The sequence below is a fragment of the Streptomyces sp. NPDC047017 genome, assembly GCF_040644175.1.
GTDB lineage: Bacteria > Actinomycetota > Actinomycetes > Streptomycetales > Streptomycetaceae > Streptomyces.
This window is the reverse complement of sequence record NZ_JBEYVW010000001.1, coordinates 312941-331468: the sequence shown is the minus strand read 5'-3', so window position 1 is coordinate 331468 and position 18528 is coordinate 312941. Positions and strand designations below refer to the sequence as shown.

Annotated in this window: 16 protein-coding genes; 11 read left to right on the top strand and 5 right to left on the bottom strand. The window is 74.1% G+C overall.

The genetic code is table 11. The features are described 5' to 3' along the window. Nucleotides 1-110 precede the first annotated feature (110 nt). The 3 genes from aceE (at nucleotide 111) to ABZ858_RS01645 (ending at nucleotide 4506) form a co-directional block, all read left to right on the top strand. The gene (aceE, locus tag ABZ858_RS01655) at nucleotides 111-2813 is read left to right on the top strand and encodes a pyruvate dehydrogenase (acetyl-transferring), homodimeric type (RefSeq protein WP_361370987.1); all 2703 of its coding nucleotides are present in this window, start codon (nucleotides 111-113) and stop codon (nucleotides 2811-2813) included. Between the two features lie 110 nt (nucleotides 2814-2923). After that, a complete protein-coding gene (locus ABZ858_RS01650) occupies nucleotides 2924-3931 on the top strand; it encodes a WYL domain-containing protein (RefSeq protein WP_361370984.1) in 1008 nt (335 codons plus the stop codon). A 56-nt stretch (nucleotides 3932-3987) separates the two neighbouring features. After that, nucleotides 3988-4506, top strand: coding sequence for a DUF4240 domain-containing protein (locus ABZ858_RS01645; RefSeq protein WP_361370981.1), 519 nt, complete (start codon nucleotides 3988-3990; stop codon nucleotides 4504-4506). 25 nt (nucleotides 4507-4531) lie between these two features. Here ABZ858_RS01645 and ABZ858_RS01640 read toward each other — a convergent pair whose 3' ends face one another. After that, a complete protein-coding gene (locus ABZ858_RS01640) occupies nucleotides 4532-5353 on the bottom strand; it encodes a peptidoglycan recognition protein (protein ID WP_361371923.1) in 822 nt (273 codons plus the stop codon). 253 nt (nucleotides 5354-5606) lie between these two features. Here ABZ858_RS01640 and ABZ858_RS01635 point away from each other — a divergent pair, with 253 nt between their 5' ends. After that, nucleotides 5607-6791 (top strand): MarP family serine protease, encoded by a 1185-nt coding sequence (locus tag ABZ858_RS01635; RefSeq protein WP_361370978.1) that lies wholly within the window; start codon nucleotides 5607-5609, stop codon nucleotides 6789-6791. Nucleotides 6792-6822: 31 nt separating this feature from the next. Here the strand turns inward: ABZ858_RS01635 and ABZ858_RS01630 are convergent, their stop codons facing one another. Next, complete coding sequence (locus ABZ858_RS01630) at nucleotides 6823-7341, bottom strand: GNAT family N-acetyltransferase (RefSeq protein WP_361371920.1); 519 nt, start codon at nucleotides 7339-7341, stop codon at nucleotides 6823-6825. A 79-nt stretch (nucleotides 7342-7420) separates the two neighbouring features. Here ABZ858_RS01630 and ABZ858_RS01625 point away from each other — a divergent pair, with 79 nt between their 5' ends. Together ABZ858_RS01625 and ABZ858_RS01620 are read left to right on the top strand one after the other, a co-directional pair. Then, nucleotides 7421-8317, top strand: a complete 897-nt coding sequence (locus tag ABZ858_RS01625; protein WP_361370975.1) for a TIGR01777 family oxidoreductase — start codon at nucleotides 7421-7423, stop codon at nucleotides 8315-8317. Between the two features lie 188 nt (nucleotides 8318-8505). Then, the gene (locus tag ABZ858_RS01620) at nucleotides 8506-10011 is read left to right on the top strand and encodes an NAD(P)/FAD-dependent oxidoreductase (protein ID WP_361370972.1); all 1506 of its coding nucleotides are present in this window, start codon (nucleotides 8506-8508) and stop codon (nucleotides 10009-10011) included. A gap of 898 nt (nucleotides 10012-10909) precedes the next feature. Here the strand turns inward: ABZ858_RS01620 and ABZ858_RS01615 are convergent. Next, nucleotides 10910-12472: a regulator gene (locus tag ABZ858_RS01615; protein WP_361370969.1), complete on the bottom strand. Its 1563-nt coding sequence runs from the start codon at nucleotides 12470-12472 to the stop codon at nucleotides 10910-10912. A gap of 244 nt (nucleotides 12473-12716) precedes the next feature. Between ABZ858_RS01615 and lipB the strand changes: the two genes are divergently transcribed. From lipB to ABZ858_RS01595, 4 genes are all read left to right on the top strand, one after another. Beyond that, on the top strand, nucleotides 12717-13514 hold the full coding sequence (gene lipB, locus ABZ858_RS01610; RefSeq protein WP_361370966.1) for a lipoyl(octanoyl) transferase LipB: 798 nt from the start codon (nucleotides 12717-12719) through the stop codon (nucleotides 13512-13514). Between the two features lie 154 nt (nucleotides 13515-13668). Continuing rightward, nucleotides 13669-14634 carry a lipoyl synthase gene (gene lipA, locus ABZ858_RS01605; protein WP_361370964.1) on the top strand — a complete coding sequence of 322 codons (966 nt, stop codon included), beginning with the start codon at nucleotides 13669-13671 and terminating at the stop codon, nucleotides 14632-14634. 285 nt (nucleotides 14635-14919) lie between these two features. Next, entirely contained in the window at nucleotides 14920-15120 is a 201-nt protein-coding gene (locus ABZ858_RS01600) for a hypothetical protein (protein WP_361370962.1), read from the top strand. Nucleotides 15121-15167: 47 nt separating this feature from the next. Then, on the top strand, nucleotides 15168-15869 hold the full coding sequence (locus tag ABZ858_RS01595; protein WP_361370959.1) for a DUF4191 domain-containing protein: 702 nt from the start codon (nucleotides 15168-15170) through the stop codon (nucleotides 15867-15869). An 87-nt stretch (nucleotides 15870-15956) separates the two neighbouring features. Here the strand turns inward: ABZ858_RS01595 and ABZ858_RS01590 are convergent, their stop codons facing one another. Then, nucleotides 15957-16424: an RDD family protein gene (locus ABZ858_RS01590; RefSeq protein WP_361370957.1), complete on the bottom strand. Its 468-nt coding sequence runs from the start codon at nucleotides 16422-16424 to the stop codon at nucleotides 15957-15959. A 208-nt stretch (nucleotides 16425-16632) separates the two neighbouring features. Here ABZ858_RS01590 and glnA point away from each other — a divergent pair, with 208 nt between their 5' ends. Then, complete coding sequence (gene glnA, locus ABZ858_RS01585) at nucleotides 16633-18042, top strand: type I glutamate--ammonia ligase (protein ID WP_361370954.1); 1410 nt, start codon at nucleotides 16633-16635, stop codon at nucleotides 18040-18042. 88 nt (nucleotides 18043-18130) lie between these two features. Here glnA and ABZ858_RS01580 read toward each other — a convergent pair whose 3' ends face one another. Next, on the bottom strand, nucleotides 18131-18391 hold the full coding sequence (locus ABZ858_RS01580) for a hypothetical protein (protein ID WP_361370951.1): 261 nt from the start codon (nucleotides 18389-18391) through the stop codon (nucleotides 18131-18133). Nucleotides 18392-18528: the final 137 nt, after the last annotated feature.

Below are 18528 nucleotides of genomic sequence, written 5' to 3'. Positions count from 1 at the left end.
GCGACGGGCTCGCACCAGAGCCCTTACAGCCCTGTCCTGCCAAAGACCAAGGGCACCCCCGAACCCTTACACAGATGAGGGAACCCCCTTCGACTGAGGAAGGCGGCGACATGACCGACCCCAACGCCATCCAGCCGAGCGAGCTCGACCAGCTCCCGGACCGCGACCCCGAGGAGACCGCCGAGTGGCAGGCTTCTCTGGACGCCGTCGCCCGGGCGGCCGGGCCGCACCGTGCCGCGTACCTGATGCGCCGCACGCTGGAGCGCGCCGAGGGCACGGGCGTCGCCCTGCCCAAGCTGCTGGAGACGGACTACGTCAACTCCATCCCGACCGGCGCCGAGCCGGCCGTCCCCGGTGACGAGGCCCTGGAGGCCCGGATCACCGCGTGGAACCGGTGGAACGCGGCGGCGATGGTCACCCGCGGCGCCAAGTACGGCGTCGGCGGCCACATCGCCACCTTCGCCTCCGCCGCCTGGCTGTACGAGACCGGCTTCAACCACTTCTTCCAGGGCAAGGAGGGCGACGGCTCCGGCGACCAGCTGTACATCCAGGGCCACGCCTCCCCCGGTATCTACGCCCGCGCCTTCCTCGACGGCCGGCTGACCGAGGCGCACCTGGACAAGTTCCGCCAGGAGTCCGGCGGCGACGGCCTGCCGTCCTACCCGCACCCGCGCCGGCTGCCCTGGCTGTGGGAGTTCCCGACGGTGTCGATGGGCCTCGGCCCGCTGTCCGCGATCTACCAGGCGCGCTTCAACCGGTACCTCACCAACCGCGCCATCAAGGACGTCTCCGCCTCGCACGTGTGGGCGTTCCTCGGTGACGGCGAGATGGACGAGCCCGAGTCGACGGCCGCCCTCGCGCTGGCCGCCCGTGAGGGCCTGGACAACCTCACCTTCGTCATCAACTGCAACCTGCAGCGCCTGGACGGCCCGGTCCGCGCCAACTTCAAGATCGTGCAGGAGCTGGAGGCCCAGTTCCGCGGCGCCGGCTGGAACGTCGTGAAGACGCTGTGGGGCACCGCCTGGGACGAGCTGTTCGCCCTGGACACCACGGGCGCGCTGGTACGCCGGCTGCGCCAGGTACCGGACGCGCAGGTGCAGACGTACCAGACCCGTGACGCCGCCTACATCCGCCAGGACTTCTTCGGTGCCGACCCGGCGCTGGCCGAGATGGCGAAGCTGATCAGCGACGACAAGATCATCGAGTGCTTCCACCTGTCGCGCGGCGGCCACGAGGCCCGCAAGGTCTTCGCCGCGTACAAGGCCGCCCTGGAGCACCGGGGCGCCCCGACGGTGATCCTGGCGCAGACGGTCAAGGGCCACACCCTCGGTGAGGGCTTCGCGTCGAAGAACGCCAACCACCAGATGAAGAAGCTGACGGTGGACGAGTTCAAGCAGATGCGTGACCTGCTGGAGCTGCCGATCTCCGACAGCCGGTTCACCGACGGCGTGGTCCCCTACGGCCACCCGGGCGCCGACTCCCCCGAGGTGCGCTACCTCCAGGAGCGCCGCGCGGCCCTCGGCGGCCCGGCCCCGGCCCGCCGGGTGCACCCGGTGGCGCCGCTGCCCGCGCCCGCCGACAAGGCGTTCGCCGCCTTCGACAAGGGCTCCGGCTCGCAGAACGTGGCCACCACCATGGCCTTCGTCCGCCTGGTCAAGGACCTGGTCCGCGACAAGGAGACCGGTAAGCGCTGGGTGCCGATCGTCCCCGACGAGGCGCGCACCTTCGGCATGGAGTCGCTCTTCCCGTCGCTGGGCATCTACTCGCCCAAGGGCCAGACGTACGAGCCGGTCGACCGCGACCAGCTGATGTACTACAAGGAGGCCAAGAACGGCCAGATCCTCAACGAGGGGATCACCGAGGCCGGGTCCATGGCCGACTTCATCGCCGCCTCCTCGTCGTACGCGACGCACGGCGAGCCGATGATCCCGTTCTACATCTTCTACTCGATGTTCGGCTGGCAGCGCACCGCCGACCAGATGTGGCAGCTCGGCGACCAGCTCGGCCGCGGTTTCCTGGTCGGTGCCACGGCCGGCCGGACCACGCTGACGGGCGAGGGCCTGCAGCACGCCGACGGCCACTCGCCGGTCATCGCGGCGACCAACCCGGCGGCGCTGAGCTACGACCCGGCGTTCGCCTACGAGGTCGCGGCCGTCGTCAAGGAGGGTCTGCGCCGGATGTACGGCGAGGCGGCCGAGGGCGAGGACCAGAACGTCTTCTACTACCTCACCGTCTACAACGAGCCGCTGCCGCAGCCGGCCAAGCCGTCCGCCCCCGGCGTCGACGAGGGCATCGTCAAGGGCCTGTACCGCTTCAACACGGCCGAGTCGGCGGGGCTGAGCGCCCCGGCGAACGCGCCGCGCATCCAGCTCCTCGGCTCCGGCACGGCGATCCACTGGGCGCTGAAGGCGCAGCGGCTGCTGGCCGAGGAGTGGGGCGTGGCCGCCGACGTGTGGTCGGCGACCTCCTGGGGCGAGCTGCGCCGGGACGCGCTGGAGGCCGACGCGGCGCTGCTGCGCGGCGAGGAGCGGGTGCCGTACGTCCGGCAGGCGCTCCAGGGCGCCGAGGGCCCGGTCCTCGCGGTCTCGGACTACATGCGCCAGGTCCCGGACCAGATCGCGCAGTGGGTCGAGCAGGACTGGTCCTCGCTGGGCGCCGACGGCTTCGGCCTGTCGGACACCCGTGAGGCCGCCCGCCGCCACTTCGGGGTGGACGCCGAGTCGATCGTCGTCGCGGCCCTGGCCCAGCTGGCCCGGCGCGGCGAGGTGAAGACCTCGGCGGTCAAGGAGGCCCGGGACAAGTACGGCCTGTGAGGGCCGGCCCGCCGGGCGGAGTACGGCCCGGCAGGAGCTGAACGGCAGCGCAGGGGCACGGCATCACGCCGTGCCCCTGCGCTGTCGGTGGCGGACGGCATGATGGGGCCATGCGTGCCGCCCGGCTGATCAAGATGGTGCTGCTGCTCCAGTCCCGGCAGTCGATGACCGCCGCCGAGCTGGCCCGGGAGCTGGAGGTGTCGGAGCGCACCGTCACCCGGGACGCGCAGGCGCTGTCGGCGGCGGGGGTGCCGGTCTACGCCGGCCGGGGGCGGGCCGGCGGGTACCGGCTGGTGGGCGGCTACCGCACCAGCCTGACCGGACTGGCCCGCGGCGAGGCGGAGGCGCTGTTCCTGAGCGGGGTGCCGGGGGCGCTGCGCGAGATGGGGCTCCAGGACGCGGCCTCGGCCGCCCGGCTGAAGGTGTCGGCGGCGCTGCTCCCCTCCCTGCGGGACGTCTCGCGCACGGCGGCGCAGCGGTTCCACCTGGACGCGCCCGCCTGGTTCCGGGAGCCGGTGACGCCCGGGCTGCTGCCGGTGGTCGCGGGCGCGGTGTGGGACGACCGCCGGATCAGCGCGCGCTACCGGCGCGGCGAGGAGGAGGTCGTACGGGAGCTGGAGCCGTACGGGCTCGTGCTCAAGGCGGGCGTGTGGTACCTGTGCGCGCGGGTCGCGGACGGCGGCACAGGCGAGACCGGCGGCTCCGGCGGGACCGGCGGCCATCGGGTGTACCGGATCGACCGGTTCACGCGGGTCGGCGCGGACGGGGAGCGGTTCACGCGCGAGGAGGACTTCGACCTGCCCGCGTTCTGGGCGGAGCGGGCCGAGCAGTTCGCCCGCTCCCTGCTGCGCGCCGAAGTGGTCGTACGGCTGTCCGCCGAGGGCGTGCGCGGGCTGGCGCGCGCGGTGGACCCGGTCTCCGCCCGGCAGGCGCTGGACGCGGCGGGCCCGCCGGACGGGCGGGGGTGGGTGACGGTGACCCTGCCGGTGGAGTCCGAGGAGGTCGCCCACGCCCAGCTCACCGCGCTCGGCCCGGAGGCGGAGGTGGTGGCCCCGCAGGCGCTGCGCGAGCGGTTCGCCCGGGACGCGGCCCGCCTGGCCGGGCTGTACGGCTCGTAACGATCCGCCGTACTCCGCGTGCGGCCCCGGGTCCGAGGGCCGATGCTGGAGCCGTGATGGACGAGACGGAGTTCTGGGAGCTGATCGACACCGCGCGCGGGGCCGCCGAGGGGGACCCCGAGGAGCAGGCCGATCTGCTCGTGGAACGCCTGCTCGGCTTCGATCCCGAGCAGGTGCTGGACTTCGCCCGTCACTTCGAGGCCCGCTACAACCGCGCCTACCGCTGGGAGCTGTGGGGCGCCGCGTGGGTGCTGCTCGACGGGGCGAGCGACGACGCCTTCGACTACTTCCGGTGCTGGCTGATCGGGCAGGGCCGGGAGGTGTTCGAGGGGGCGCTGCACGATCCGGACGCGCTCGCCGAGCTGCTTGCCGACTTCGACGAGGAGATCGACGGCGACGGGGAGGAGCTGGGGTACGCGGCGGACGAGGCGTACGAGCAGCTCACCGGGACCGTGGCGCCCGATCTCGGCATCGCGCCCGCTCCGGCCGAACCGGAGGGCACGCCGGTCGTGTTCGAGGACGACCGGGCGCTGGCGGAGCGGTACCCGAAGCTGTGGGACCGGTTCCGGGAGTAGAACCCACGGGTCTGCGGGGGGGGGCTCAGCTCCTGCCCTGGAGGCGGGCCGCGGCGGCCCGGATCGCCGGGAGGCGGACGGTCAGGGCGGCGCCGGGGCAGTTGGTGCGGAAGCCCTCGGTGTGGCCGCCGAGGGCGGGCAGCAGGGCGGTGGTGCCGGCGGCGTAGCGGCTGAGCCGGTTGCTGGAGACCAGGGCGACGCTGCCGCGCGGGTCGACCCCGGCCAGGCCGAGTTTCCAGGCGGCCAGCGCGGCGATCGCGTCGGTCAGGGCGCGCGGCACGGGGGTGCCGGCGGTGAAGGTGCCGATGGCCGCGATGCCCGCCGTGCGGTGGTTGAAGCCCTGGGTGTGGGCGCCGGTGACGGCCCGCTCGACGCCGCCTGCCCGGCCCTCGTAGATGGTGCCGCAGCGGTCGACGAGGAAGTTGTAGCCGATGTCGTCCCAGCTGCGGGCGCCGGTCTGGCCGTCGTAGAGGTGGCGGATGATGCTCGGGGTGTCGGCGCAGGAGTAGCCGTTGGGCGAGTCGGTGTGGTGCACGAAGACGGCCACCACCTTGTCGTCGTAGCGCGGCGGCGGCTGGACGCGCCGGGCGGCGGGGTCCAGCCACGCCGAGCGGGGCACGATGCGCGGCCGGGGCGCGCCGTGCGCGGCGGGGTCCTCGCGGACCGCCACCTCCTGCGCGGGTCCCACGGCGGACGCCTGGGCGTGCGCCCCGGCGTACGCCCGTCCGGTCGCCGTACGGTCCACCGCGTCCACGTCCACCAGCACCGCGCCCGCGGCGGCGGTCGGCAGGCCGCACAGCAGGACGACGACGGCGCGCCGCAGCCGCCGGGTGCCGCGGCGCACCATCAGGGCGGGCGGTCTCTTCGCTCTCCACGGGCTCCGGGCGTGCCCGGGCTTCCCCACTCCTCGCATGCCCTCACTGTCACCCCCATCCGGTCCGTCCGCGATGTGTGCTGTGCCACCTGGTGGAACCATCGTCCTGGTCCGGGGCGTTTCCGTGGGTACACGTACACGTGGCCGGTTCCCGGACCCGCGTGCGCGTGGCTGATCCCTGGGCCCGTTCCCGCGCGTGTTCGGGTCCGAGAGAAAGGCGGCCGGCGTGGACCTGCTCGACCTCGTGCTGTTGCTGGTGATCGTCCTGTACGCGGTCTCCGGCTACCGGCGCGGACTGGTGGCCGGCTGTGTGTCGCTGGCCGGTTTTGTGGGTGGTGCGGTCGTCGGGGTGTGGGTGCTGCCCTGGGTGATGGACCTCGTCACGCGCGGGACCACGACGGCGACGGTCACCGCGGTGCTGACGGTGCTGGTGCCCGCGGTGGCGGGGCACGAGCTGGCGGGGCGGCTGGCGCTGCGGCTGCGCGGGGAGCTGGACCGCGGGCCGCTGCGGGTGGCCGACGGGATCGGCGGGGCCGCCGCCAACGCGGTGGCGGTGCTGATCGTGGCCTGGGTGGCGGCGAGTGTGCTCGGCGCGTCCTCCTCGCCGGCGGTGACCACGGCGATACGGGACTCCCGGCTGCTGGGCGCCGTGCAGGAGGCCATGCCGGACACCACGCCGGCCTGGTTCTCGCGGGCCACCTCCGCGCTGGCGGAGGCGGGCTTCCCGCAGGTCTTCAACCCCTTCGAGAACGAGCCGGCGGCGGGCGTGGCCCGGCCCTCGGACGCGAGCGTGACGGCGGACGCGACCCGGGCCGCCCGGCTGAGCACGGTGAAGATCGAGGGCTCCGCGGGCGACCAGGGCCGCGAGGGCAGCGGTTTCGTGTACGCGCGCCGGCATGTGATGACCAACGCGCACGTGGTCGCGGGCATCGACCACCCGTTCGTGCAGATCGGCGGCGCCGGGCACTCGTACGCGGCGCGGGTGGTCCTGTTCGACCCGGACCGGGACGTGGCGGTGCTCTACGTGCCCGGGCTGCGCGCCCCGGTGCTGCCCTTCGACGGGACGGCCGCGCGCGGCGACTCGGCCGTGGTGGCCGGCTATCCGCAGGACGGCGGCCTGGACCTGCGGGCGGCGACGGTGGCGAGCCGGATCCGGGCGACCGGCCAGAACATCTACAACGACGCCACGGTCACCCGCGAGATCTACTCGGTCCGCTCCACGGTCCGCCCGGGCAACTCCGGCGGCCCGCTGCTGACCACCGGGGGCCAGGTGTACGGGGTGGTCTTCGCCCGGTCCACCTCGGACGCCGAGACGGGCTACGCGCTGACGGCCGCCGAGGTCGCCCCGGACGCGCGGCGCGCGGCGGACGCGACGACGGCGGTGGACACGGGGCCGCTGGTCGCCTCCTGAGCCGCCCCGGCCGCGCCCCGGCGCGCACGGCTCACAGGCGGCGGCCCATGAGCACGTCGTCGACGTAGGCGCCGTCCAGGTGGAACTCCTCCGGCTGGACCCCCTCGACGGCGAACCCCTCGGACGCGTACAGCCTGCGGGCGGGCGCGTTGTGGCCCAGCACCCGCAGGGTGAGGCGGCGGGCGCCCTGGCGGCGGGCCTCGGCGACGGCGGCGCGCAGCAGGGCGCGGCCGACGCCGGTGCCGCGGGCCTCCTCGGCCACGGCGAGGCCGTTGATCTGCCGGACGTGCGCGTTGGACGCCAGTGCGGTGGGGCGGCCGACCCGGACGTAGCCGACGAGGCGGCCCGCCCGCTCGGCGACCAGGTGGTCGCGCGGTCCCGTGCGCGGGGTGAAGAAGGGCTCGTAGGGCTCCTCCGGGCGCGGCTGCACCGAGTGCAGCGGGGACCAGACGGCCCGGTCGAGCCGGCCCAGCGCCTCCTCGTCGCCGGATGCGGCACGGCGTACGCGCGCGGCCGGCACGGGAGACGGTGAGGCGGTGGTGTCGGGCATGGGTGCCATGGGGGCACTGTAGGGGCGGGCCGGGACGCCGTCGCCGGGTTTTCCGGGGCGGACGGGGCAGGATGGGCGCATGGAGCGTTCGCGAATCGCGGTGGCCGGCGCGTCCGGTCTGATCGGCAGTGCCCTGGTGCGGTCCCTGGCCGCGGACGGGCACGAGGTGGTGCGGCTGGTGCGCCGTGCGGCCCGTGGCGAGGACGAGGTCCGCTGGGACCCCGAGCGGCAGTACGTGGACACGGCGGGGCTGGTCGGCTGCGACGCGGTGGTGAACCTGGCCGGGGCCGGGGTGGGCGACCACCGCTGGACGGAGGAGTACAAGCGGACGCTGCGCGACAGCCGGGTGCTGGGCACGGTGGCGCTCGCGGAGGCCGTCGCCGCCCTCGACACCCCACCGCGGGTCTTCGTCGGCGGCAGCGCGACCGGCTTCTACGGCGACACCGGCGACCGGGCGGTGGACGAGGACGCGCCGCCCGGGGACGGCTTCCTGGCGCGGCTGTGCGGGGAGTGGGAGGAGGCCGCCGCTCCGGCGCAGGAGGCGGGGGTGCGGACGGTGTTCGCGCGCACCGGGCTGGTGGTGGCGCGCGGGGGCGGCGCCTGGGCTCGGCTGTTCCCGCTGTTCAAGGCGGGGCTGGGCGGGCGGATGGGCGACGGCCGGCAGTACTGGTCGTTCATCGCGCTGCACGACGAGGTGGCGGCGCTGCGCCATCTCATCGACACCGAGACCCTGCACGGGCCGGTGAACCTGACCGCGCCGCAGCCGCTGACCAACCGTGAGATCACCGCCGCGATGGGCCGGGTGCTGCACCGGCCGGCGCTGCTGCCGGTCCCGGCGGCGGCGCTGCGGGCCGCGCTCGGGGAGATGGCGGGCGATGTGCTGGGCAGCGCGCGGGTGGTGCCGGCGCGGCTGCTGGAGTCGGGGTTCTCGTTCGCCTTCCCGGGCATCGAGGACGCGGTGCGGGCGGCGCTCTGACGCCTCGACTCCTTCCGTACGCACGGAGCGACTTCGCGCCCGTATGCGACCGCTGTGCGACCGTGCCCTGTCGATGCGCGACTGTTCTTGACCGAATAGGCCCCTAACCTCGTCCCGAACTCGGGTATTCCTCAAGCCGGTCGCGGGCATCACAGCTCCACCGGTCGCGCAACCCGTAGGAGGGGCACGTGCTTGAGCCCGCGTACCAGGTGGATGTCGTCGTGGTGGGGGCCGGGGTCGCCGGCCTGTCCGCGGCCCATCGGCTCACCAGCGCAGGAGTAACGACCGCAGTCCTGGAAGCCGCCCCTTACGTGGGCGGCCGCATGTCGACGGAGAAGATCGACGGTTTCCGGCTGGACCGGATCGGACAGCTGCTGTTCACGTCCTATCCGCAACTGCTGCGCGGCCCCGGTCTGGACGCGCTGGTGCTGCGTTCCTTCGCGCCGGGGGTCCTGCTGCACAGCGACGGACGCCACCACCGCGCGGGCGCCCCGGCGGCCCAGGGGAGCGGGCGGAGCGCACGGAGCGCACTGCATGCGGTGCGCGCCCTCGCAAGCGCCCCCCGGGCTCCCCTGCCGCTCCCCAAGGGCCGTGGCAGGGCCCTGCGTTCGGTGCCGCCCACCGGGTCCCGGCCGGCCGCCGAGGCCGGCCCCGCCGCCCGGCCCGGCACCGCGCTCGCCCTCGACGCCCCGCCTCCGGGGCGTCCCGTCCGTTCGCCGCGGACGGACCTCTCCCAGCCGTTCGGCATCGGCGCGCCGCTCAGGCTGCGCGCCGCGCTCACCCGGATCGCCGCCACCCCCGTCGACCGGCTGCTGTCCCGGCCGGAACTGACCGCCGGCCAGGCGCTGGCGGCCCGCGGGCTGCCCGCCCGGACCGTCGACGGCTTCCTGCGCCCGCTGCTGGCCGCGCTGCTGTGCGATCCGGACCTCACCACCTCCAGCCGGTGCGCGGACCTGGCGCTGCGCGCCTTCGCCGGCGGCCGGCTGTGCCTGCCGGAGGGCGGCGCGGAGGTCCTGCCGGAACTGCTCGCGCGTACGCTGCCGCCCGGCACCGTGCACACCGGCGTCCGGGTCACCTCCGTCGCCACCAACGCGGTGACCACCGCCGAGCACGGCGAGATCCGCTGCCGCGCGGTCCTGGTCGCCACCGACGCGCGCACCGCCGCCGAGCTGCTGCCCGGGCTGCGGGTGCCGGACTTCCACCCGGTGACGGTGGTGCACCACACCACGGACGAGCCGCCGGCCACCGGCGCGTACCTGCTCCTCGACGCCGACCGCGGCGGCCCGGTCGCGCACACGTCCGTGGTCAGCCGCGTCGATCCGGCCCGCTCCCCCGCCGGCCGGACGCTGGTCTCCTCGACGGTCCTGGGCGATCCCCCGGCCGACGTCGACACCGCCGTACGCCGCCATCTGTCCCGCCTCTACGGCACCTCGACCACCCGCTGGGAGACCCTCGCCGTCCACCACACCCACGAGGCCGTCCCGGCCATGCGCCCCCCGCACGACCTGCGCCGCCCCGTCCGCCTCCTGGCCGGCCTGTACGTCTGCGGCGACCACCGCGACACCAGCACCCTCCAGGGCGCCCTCCACTCGGCCCACCGCGCCGCGGCGGCCGTCCTGACCGACCTGGGCACCGGCCGCCCGATGCACACCGCCGACCCCCTCCCGACGGCCCCACGAGCAGCGGCAGCCTGAACACCGCCCCGGCACCCGCCCCGGTCGGGGGTGGGGCGGGCGCCGGGTCGGGCGAGCACGGGGCCGGGCGCCGGGTCGGGCGGGGGCACCTGGCCCGGCGAGCGCCGGGCCGGGCGCCCGCCCCGGCCAGGTGCGAGCCGCCGACCGGGCACGGACACCGGCCGCCGGGCCGGGGGCGGCCCCGGCGGGGGTGCCAGACCGGAGCCGGGCCCCGGACCCGGCGAGGCGGCAGGCGGACACAGGCGCCGGGCGCCGAGCCCGGGCAGGCGCGGGATGGCGAACCGAGACAGGGCCAACGGAAGTGCCAGACCGGAGCCGAGCCCGGACCCGGCGGGGCGTCAGGCCGGACACAGACGCCGAGCCCGGGTGGGGTGCGGGACGGCGGGACGGGGCGGCCCGGCGGGGCAGGCGGAGGTGCCAGACCGGAGCCGGGCCCCGGACCCGGCGAGGCGTCAGGCGGACACAGGCGCCGGGCGCCGGGCCGAGTGTGAGCCGCCGGGCCGGGCTCCGCCCTGTACTCGGCCCATCGGGCCGCAGTGGCCGACCCGGCGGCCGGCGGCCGACGCACCGACGGCCCTACGGGCAGCAGGTCAGCCTCAGCCCTGGCCCGGCGCCCGCCCCGGACCAGGGCGGGGCAGCCGCCGAGCCGGACCCGAGCGCCGGGCCGGGCAGGAACCGGACCGGGCGCGGGCCGCCCGGCCAGGCGCGAGCCGCCGACCGGGCACGGATGCCACGTGCCGGGCATCCGTGGGCGAGCCACCGGCCGGGCGGGGGCACCGCATGCCGGGTCGGGCGTGGGTCGCCGGACCGGGCACGGACGCCCGACCAGACGCGGGCCATCGGGCCGGACACCGGCCGGGCGCGCAGGGTGCCCGGCCGGGTCGCGGCCGTCGTGTGGTCAGCCCAGGGCCGTCACCTTGTCGCGGTAGGTGCGGACCGGGGCCGCGTCCTTGTACGGCTCCAGGCGGCGTTCGAAGTCGCGGACGTACTCGTGGGCGCGGACCGAGCGCATGTCGGCGGCCTGGGCCGCCGCCTCCGCGCCGAGCCGGCAGGCCTGGTCCAGGTCGCCCAGGCCCAGGCGGGCGCCGGCGAGGACGACGCGGCAGAACAGGCGGCTGCGGGCGTACGCCGGGGCGCGCAGCTGGAGCGAGCGCTCGGCGTACTGGGCGGCGGCCCGGTGCTGCTGGAGGTCCCGGTGGCAGTGCGCCAGTTCGTGGGCGAGCTGCGCCTCGTCGAAGGAGCGCGCCCAGAACGGCACCTCGTCGCCGGGCCGGGCGGCCTCCAGGGCGCGTTCGGCGCGGGCGACGGAGGCGGTGCAGGCGCGCACCTCGCCGAGCACCCCGTGCCCGCGCGCCTCGGCGGCGTGCAGCAGTGCCTGCACGGCGGGCGGCGCGGTGGTGCCCAGCCCCTGCTGGGCGACCCGGGCCAGCTGGACCGCCTCGCGTCCGTGCGCCAGGTAGACGGCCTGCCGGCTCATGGTGACCAGGACGTAGGCGCCGTAGGGCCGGTCCCCGGCGGCCTGGGCGAGCCGGAGCGCCTGCACGAAGTAGCGCTGGGCGAGTCCGTGCGCGGCGATGTCGTACGACGTCCAGCCGGCCAGCCGGGTGAGGTCGGCGGCGGCCGCGAACAGCCGGCGGCCGGTCTGCTCACCGTAGGTGCCGCGCAGCATCGGCTCGCACTCGTGCTCCAGGTAGCGCACGAGGGCCTGGCGGGCGTGGCCGCCGCCGTACATGTCGTCCAGGGTGCGGAACAGCTCGCCGACCGAGCGCAGCGCGGCGATGTCCCCGGCGGTGACCCGCTGCCCGCTCTCGCGCTCGGGCCGGGAACGGTCGGCCCGGCCGCGCTGCCGGGGCACGCCAGGCACCCCGGCAGCGGGGCCGGGCGCCCCAGGCACCGCAAGCGGCGCGCCTGGAGCCGCCGCCGACGCCGAAGACGGCCCCGGCGGGGGCGCGGCTCCCGGGCGGCCCTGTGCCGGGACGCGGGCGGCGGCGGCCGCCGCCTCGCCGGTGCGGGCCACCCGGTCGTCGGCGCGCCCGATCAGCCAGTCCCGGCTGGGGACCACGAGTCCGGCCGGGGTGAAGGCGATCTTGCGCAGTTCGGCGTGGCTGCCGGAGTCCTTGCGCCACAGCCCGCTGACGATGTCGACGGCCTCCTCGGGCGCGGCGGCGAACTCCAGCCCCGCGTAGACCGGCGCGCAGGCGTCCAGGCCCAGGTCCTGGGCGCTGAGCCGGCGGCCGAGGCGCCGGGTGAAGACCTCCGCGATCAGGGCGGGGGTGGTGCCGCGGGGCTGCTGGCCGCGGAGCCAGCGGGTGACCGACGTCTTGTCGTATCTGAGGTCCAGCCCGTGTTCGAGGCCCAGCTGGTCCACGCGGCGGGCCAGACCTGCGTTGGAGAACCCCGCTTCTGCGATGAGCGCGGCGAGCTGGCGGTTGGGAGTGCGCTGCGCGGGTCGTTCCGTCATCTGCGGTGCGGTCTCCTGCCTTTCGGGCCCGCACGCGCTCGCGTGCTGCCCGGATTGCCTGTGAGCAGCCCTTATGGCCTCATGAACGGCGCGAATGTAGCGGAGAGTGAGCAGCCGACCGCGCTCTTCCGACCGCATTCATCCGATCGTGTGAGGATTGCCCGCGGGGCTGACGCGCGCCGGCCGGACGTACAGTGGCGTGGGCACGTTACGTGCCTTACGACCTTCCAGGGAGGCGCTTGCCGTGAGTGAGCTGCGGTTCGTCCGCATGGGATTCGGTGCCGAGGCCGTCGACTACCGGGCGGCCTGGGACGAGCAGCGCCGGGTGCACGCCGCCCGGTTCGCGGACGAGGTCCCCGACACCGTGCTGCTCCTGGAGCACCCGCCGGTCTACACGGCCGGCCGGCGCACCCAGGACAACGAGCGCCCGCTCGACGGCACGCCCGTCATCGACGTGGACCGCGGCGGCAAGATCACCTGGCACGGCCCGGGCCAGCTGGTGGGCTACCCCATCCAGAAGCTGCCCCGCCCGGTGGACGTGGTCGCACACGTGCGCCGCCTGGAGGAGGCGCTGATCCGCACCTGCGCCGAGTTCGGCCTGGAGACCACCCGGGTCGAGGGCCGCAGCGGCGTGTGGGTGCTCGGCGACCCGGTCGAGCGGCGGCCCGCGCTCGGCGGCCTCTCGCTCGACTTCGACCCGCGCCTGGCCGACGAGGAGTTCGACCCGCGCCTCGACGGCCCGGAGTACGCCCCCTCCAACGCCGGCCAGCGCCGCGAGGACCGCAAGATCGCCGCGATCGGCATCCGGGTGGCCAAGGGCGTCACCATGCACGGCTTCGCGCTCAACGTGAACCCGGACAACAAGTGGTTCGACCGGATCATCCCGTGCGGCATCCGGGACGCCGGCGTCGCCTCGCTCGCCGCCGAGCTGGGCCGCGACGTCCCGATCGAGGAGGTGCTGCCGGTCATCGAGCGGCACCTGCGCGGCGTACTGGAGAACGCCGACCTCAGGCCGCGCGAGATCGAGAAGGCCACCGCCTGACCGCCACGCCCGGCCAGGCCACCGGGCGGGCCGCGCGGGCCCGGCGGCGGGAATGATCGCCGCGGGCCGGGCGTTGGCCTCACCGGCAGGCAGGGCGCAATGAACACGGGCGTACGCTGGGTACGCCGAAGAATCGAAGCTACAGGGAGCCGACGTGTCCGCAGTCGCACCCGACGGACGCAAGATGCTGCGCCTGGAGGTCCGCAACAGCCAGACCCCCATCGAGCGCAAGCCCGAGTGGATCAAGACCCGGGCGAAAATGGGTCCCGAGTACACGAAGATGCAGAACCTCGTGAAGAGCGAGGGCCTGCACACGGTCTGCCAGGAAGCCGGCTGCCCGAACATCTACGAGTGCTGGGAGGACCGCGAGGCGACCTTCCTCATCGGCGGCGACCAGTGCACCCGGCGCTGCGACTTCTGCCAGATCGACACCGGCAAGCCCGAGGCGCTCGACCGTGACGAGCCCCGCCGCGTCGGTGAGTCCGTGGTCACCATGGACCTGAACTACGCCACCATCACCGGCGTCGCCCGCGACGACCTGGAGGACGGCGGCGCCTGGCTGTACGCGGAGACCGTGCGCCAGATCCACGCGCAGACCGCCGGGCGCGAGGGCGGCCGTACCAAGGTCGAGCTGCTCGCCCCCGACTTCAACGCGGTCCCCGAGCAGCTCGCCGAGGTCTTCGAGTCCCGCCCCGAGGTCTTCGCGCACAACGTCGAGACGGTGCCGCGGATCTTCAAGCGCATCCGCCCCGGCTTCCGCTACGAGCGCTCCCTGAAGGTCATCACCGAGGCCCGCGACTTCGGCCTGGTCACCAAGTCCAACCTGATCCTCGGCATGGGCGAGACCCGCGAGGAGATCAGCGAGGCGCTCCAGCAGCTGCACGGCGCGGGCTGCGAGCTGGTCACCATCACCCAGTACCTGCGCCCGAGCGTGCGCCACCACCCGGTGGAGCGCTGGGTCAAGCCGCAGGAGTTCGTGGAGCTGAAGGAGGAGGCCGAGGAGATCGGCTTCTCGGGCGTGATGTCCGGACCGCTGGTACGGTCCTCCTACCGCGCGGGCCGGCTGTACCAGATGGCCGTGGAGAAGCGCGGCGCCTTCGTCGCCTCGCAGGCCGTCTGATTCCGTCTGACCACCCGTCAGGTTCCGCTTCCGGTACGGCGGCCGCACCGTACGGCGAGCGTGTGAATTTGCGCACAAGAACCTACTGATGAGTAGTGGCCGATACGACGCGGCCCCGGCCGTCGCCGCAGTTGAGGGCGCCGGCCGGGGCCGCGTCAGCCTTCCGGCCCCCGCGGCCGGGCCTTCACCGGCGTTTGACCGGCCGGTCACGCCCTGGTAACACCAATCAGTGACCCTGGACTCACACCACGTACACCCGGAGCCTTTTGAGGGGGGCACTCCGTCATGCAGGCCGCGCCCGTTCGCGCCACACCCATCCCGTCCTTCACGGACGCACTCCGTGCGGTCGAGTCGCTGCTGATGAGCGGCGGCCAGCGCACCGCCCGCCGCAACGCCTGGACCTCCGTCCTGGAGGACCGCCGCCGCGCCAAGGACCGGGTCGAGGCGCAGCGCGTCCTCGACCGGTTCCCCGCCGTCCGTCCCTGAACCGGCTGCGTCGTCGGTCACTCCCGGGGCCACGTAGACTTCGTGGCATGGCGAGGAAGGAAACCGCAGCCGAGGCTGCCAACCCGGGGCGACTGAAGCAGATCGCCCTGACGTACAAGATGACCCGCAAGGCCGACCCGAAGCTCGGTCTTGTGCTCGCGGCTGTCGGCATCGTCGTTCTCGGTGTCCTCGTCGGGATCGGCTTCTTGCTCGGACACCCCATCTACCTGGGCATCCTGGGCCTCCTGCTCGCCTTCCTCGCGATGGCGATCGTCTTCGGACGCCGGGCCGAGCGGGCCGCCTTCGGGCAGATGGAGGGGCAGCCGGGCGCCGCGGCGGCGGTGCTGGACAACATCGGCCGGGGCTGGACGACCACCCCGGCGGTGGCCATGAACCGCAGCCAGGACGTGGTGCACCGCGCGGTCGGCAAGGCCGGCATCGTGCTGGTCGCCGAGGGCAACCCGAACCGGGTGAAGTCCCTGCTGGCCGCCGAGAAGAAGAAGATGAACCGGATCGTGGCGGACGTCCCGGTGCACGACGTGATCGTGGGCACCGGCGAGGACCAGGTCGAGCTGAAGAAGCTGCGCACGACCATGCTCAAGTTCCCGCGCGTGCTGACCGGCCCGCAGGTCACCACCACCAACGACCGGCTGCGCGCGCTGGGCGACCTGATGAGCAACATGCCGTTGCCCAAGGGCCCGATGCCCAAGGGCATGCGGATGCCGAGGGGCGGCCCGAAGACCCGCTGACTTCCCGCGTACGACGAGGGGCGCCCGGATCACTCCGGGCGCCCCTCGTCGTACGCGTGCGGAGGGCCGTACACCGCCGCGCGGGCGCTACATGCGGACCTCGACCGTGCCCGCCAGCCGGTCGTGCAGGCCGCGGCCGTCGCGGTCCCAGACCAGGGCCGGGATCGCCACGCACAGCAGGACCGTGCGCAGCAGGGCGCGCAGGGGCCGCACGCCGCCGCTGCCCAGGGCGACCACGCGCAGGCCGAACAGACGCTTGCCGGGGGTGCAGCCGACGGTGCCGACGGTGAGGACGCCGAGGGCGAAGAAGATGAGCAGCGCCCAGTTGCCGGTGGCCTGCCGGTAGCCGTGGGTGATCAGGCCGTATGCGATCAGCATGCACAGCGCCCAGTCGACGGCGACGGCGCCGAGCCGCCGTCCCGGGCGGGCGATCGAGCCGGGCCCTTCCTCCGGCAGCCCCAGTCGTTCGCCCCGGTAGCCGAGGTCGGCACCGGCGTCTTCCATGGCCGCGCGCGGCCCGGAGAGCCACGATCCCACTGCTTGCCTGTTGTCCACCCGTCCACGGTACTGCGAGGCCGGCAGCGGGCAGGCCGCCGGGGTGTCCGCGGACGTGACCCCGCCCCGGTCGGTTAACTTCTGCGAAACAAACGGGTCACGCCCGGGAAATCACCCGTCCCTAGGGTCGAGGCATCGTGTGCCACCCGCACTGGCCGCACCAACGATCTACCACCCCGGCGGGACGGTCGGGAGTAGGAGGAGCTGGATGTTCCAGAACGCCGACGACGCAAAGAAGTTCATCGCGGACGAGGACGTCAAGTTCGTCGACGTCCGGTTCTGCGACCTGCCGGGCGTCATGCAGCACTTCACGTTGCCCGCCGCGGCGTTCGACCCCGACGACGAGCAGGCGTTCGACGGGTCCTCGATCCGCGGCTTCCAGGCCATCCACGAGTCGGACATGGCCCTGCGGCCCGACCTGTCCACCGCGCGGATCGACCCGTTCCGCCGGGACAAGACCCTCAACATCAACTTCTTCATCCACGACCCGATCACGGGCGAGCAGTACTCCCGTGACCCGCGCAACGTGGCGAAGAAGGCCGAGGCCTACCTCGCCTCCACCGGGATCGCCGACACCGCGTACTTCGGTCCCGAGGCCGAGTTCTACGTCTTCGACTCCGTGCGCTTCCGCACCGCCGAGAACGAGTCCTTCTACCACATCGACTCCGAGGCGGGCGCCTGGAACACCGGAGCGCTGGAGGACAACCGCGGGTACAAGGTCCGTTACAAGGGCGGCTACTTCCCGGTCCCGCCGGTCGACCACTTCGCCGACCTGCGTGCGGAGATCTCCCTGGAGCTGGAGCGGTCCGGCCTCCAGGTCGAGCGCCAGCACCACGAGGTGGGCACCGCCGGCCAGGCGGAGATCAACTACAAGTTCAACACGCTGCTGGCCGCCGCCGACGACCTCCAGCTCTTCAAGTACATCGTGAAGAACGTCGCCTGGCGCAACGGCAAGACGGCGACCTTCATGCCGAAGCCGATCTTCGGTGACAACGGCTCGGGCATGCACGTGCACCAGTCGCTGTGGAGCAACGGCGACCCGCTCTTCTACGACGAGGCCGGTTACGCGGGCCTGTCGGACACCGCCCGCTACTACATCGGCGGCATCCTCAAGCACGCCCCGTCGCTGCTGGCCTTCACCAACCCGACGGTGAACTCCTACCACCGCCTGGTGCCGGGCTTCGAGGCGCCGGTCAACCTGGTGTACTCGCAGCGCAACCGCTCGGCCGCGATGCGTATCCCGATCACCGGTTCGAACCCGAAGGCCAAGCGCGTCGAGTTCCGCGCCCCGGACGCCTCCGGCAACCCGTACCTGGCCTTCTCGGCGCTGCTGCTCGCCGGCCTGGACGGCATCAAGAACAAGATCGAGCCGGCCGAGCCGATCGACAAGGACCTCTACGAGCTGGCTCCCGAGGAGCACGCGAACGTGGCCCAGGTCCCGACCTCCCTCGGCGCGGTCCTGGACCGCCTGGAGGCCGACCACGAGTTCCTCCTCCAGGGCGACGTGTTCACGCCGGACCTGATCGAGACGTGGGTCGACTACAAGCGCGCCAACGAGATCGCCCCGCTGCAGCTGCGTCCGCACCCGCACGAGTTCGAGCTGTACTTCGACGTGTGATCCCCGACGTGTGACGGAAAGGCCGCCCCCCGTGTCCCGCACGGGGGGCGGCCTTCGCTTCCGTTGGACCTCGGGCCCGGCGCCGGTGTCAGACCACGATCACGACGACGCTGCTCGGATAGGCGCCGAAGCCGTAACCGTAGCCGTAGCCCGGCCCGTAGTAGGCGCCGCCGCGGTGGCCGTAGCCGCAGTTGCCGTACCAGCCGCCGCAGCCGTGGCTCGCGGCGGTCTTCACCGTGGCCGGTGCGGCGGCCGAGGCCGTGCCGGCCGTGCCGATCGCCGCGCCGCCCGCCAGCAGGAGGCCGGCGACGGACAGTGCGGTGAGACGCCTCGCGCGTGGTGCTTTCATGGAAAACCTTCCCTTCCACCCACTCGCTCGTTCGCTTGCTCGGGGGACGTGACGGAAGGCCGCGGCCGCGGCGCGATCACTCCCCACCGAGGCTAACCGGCGCCCGGCCACTCGGCATCTTGGGCCGAACGAGGGAG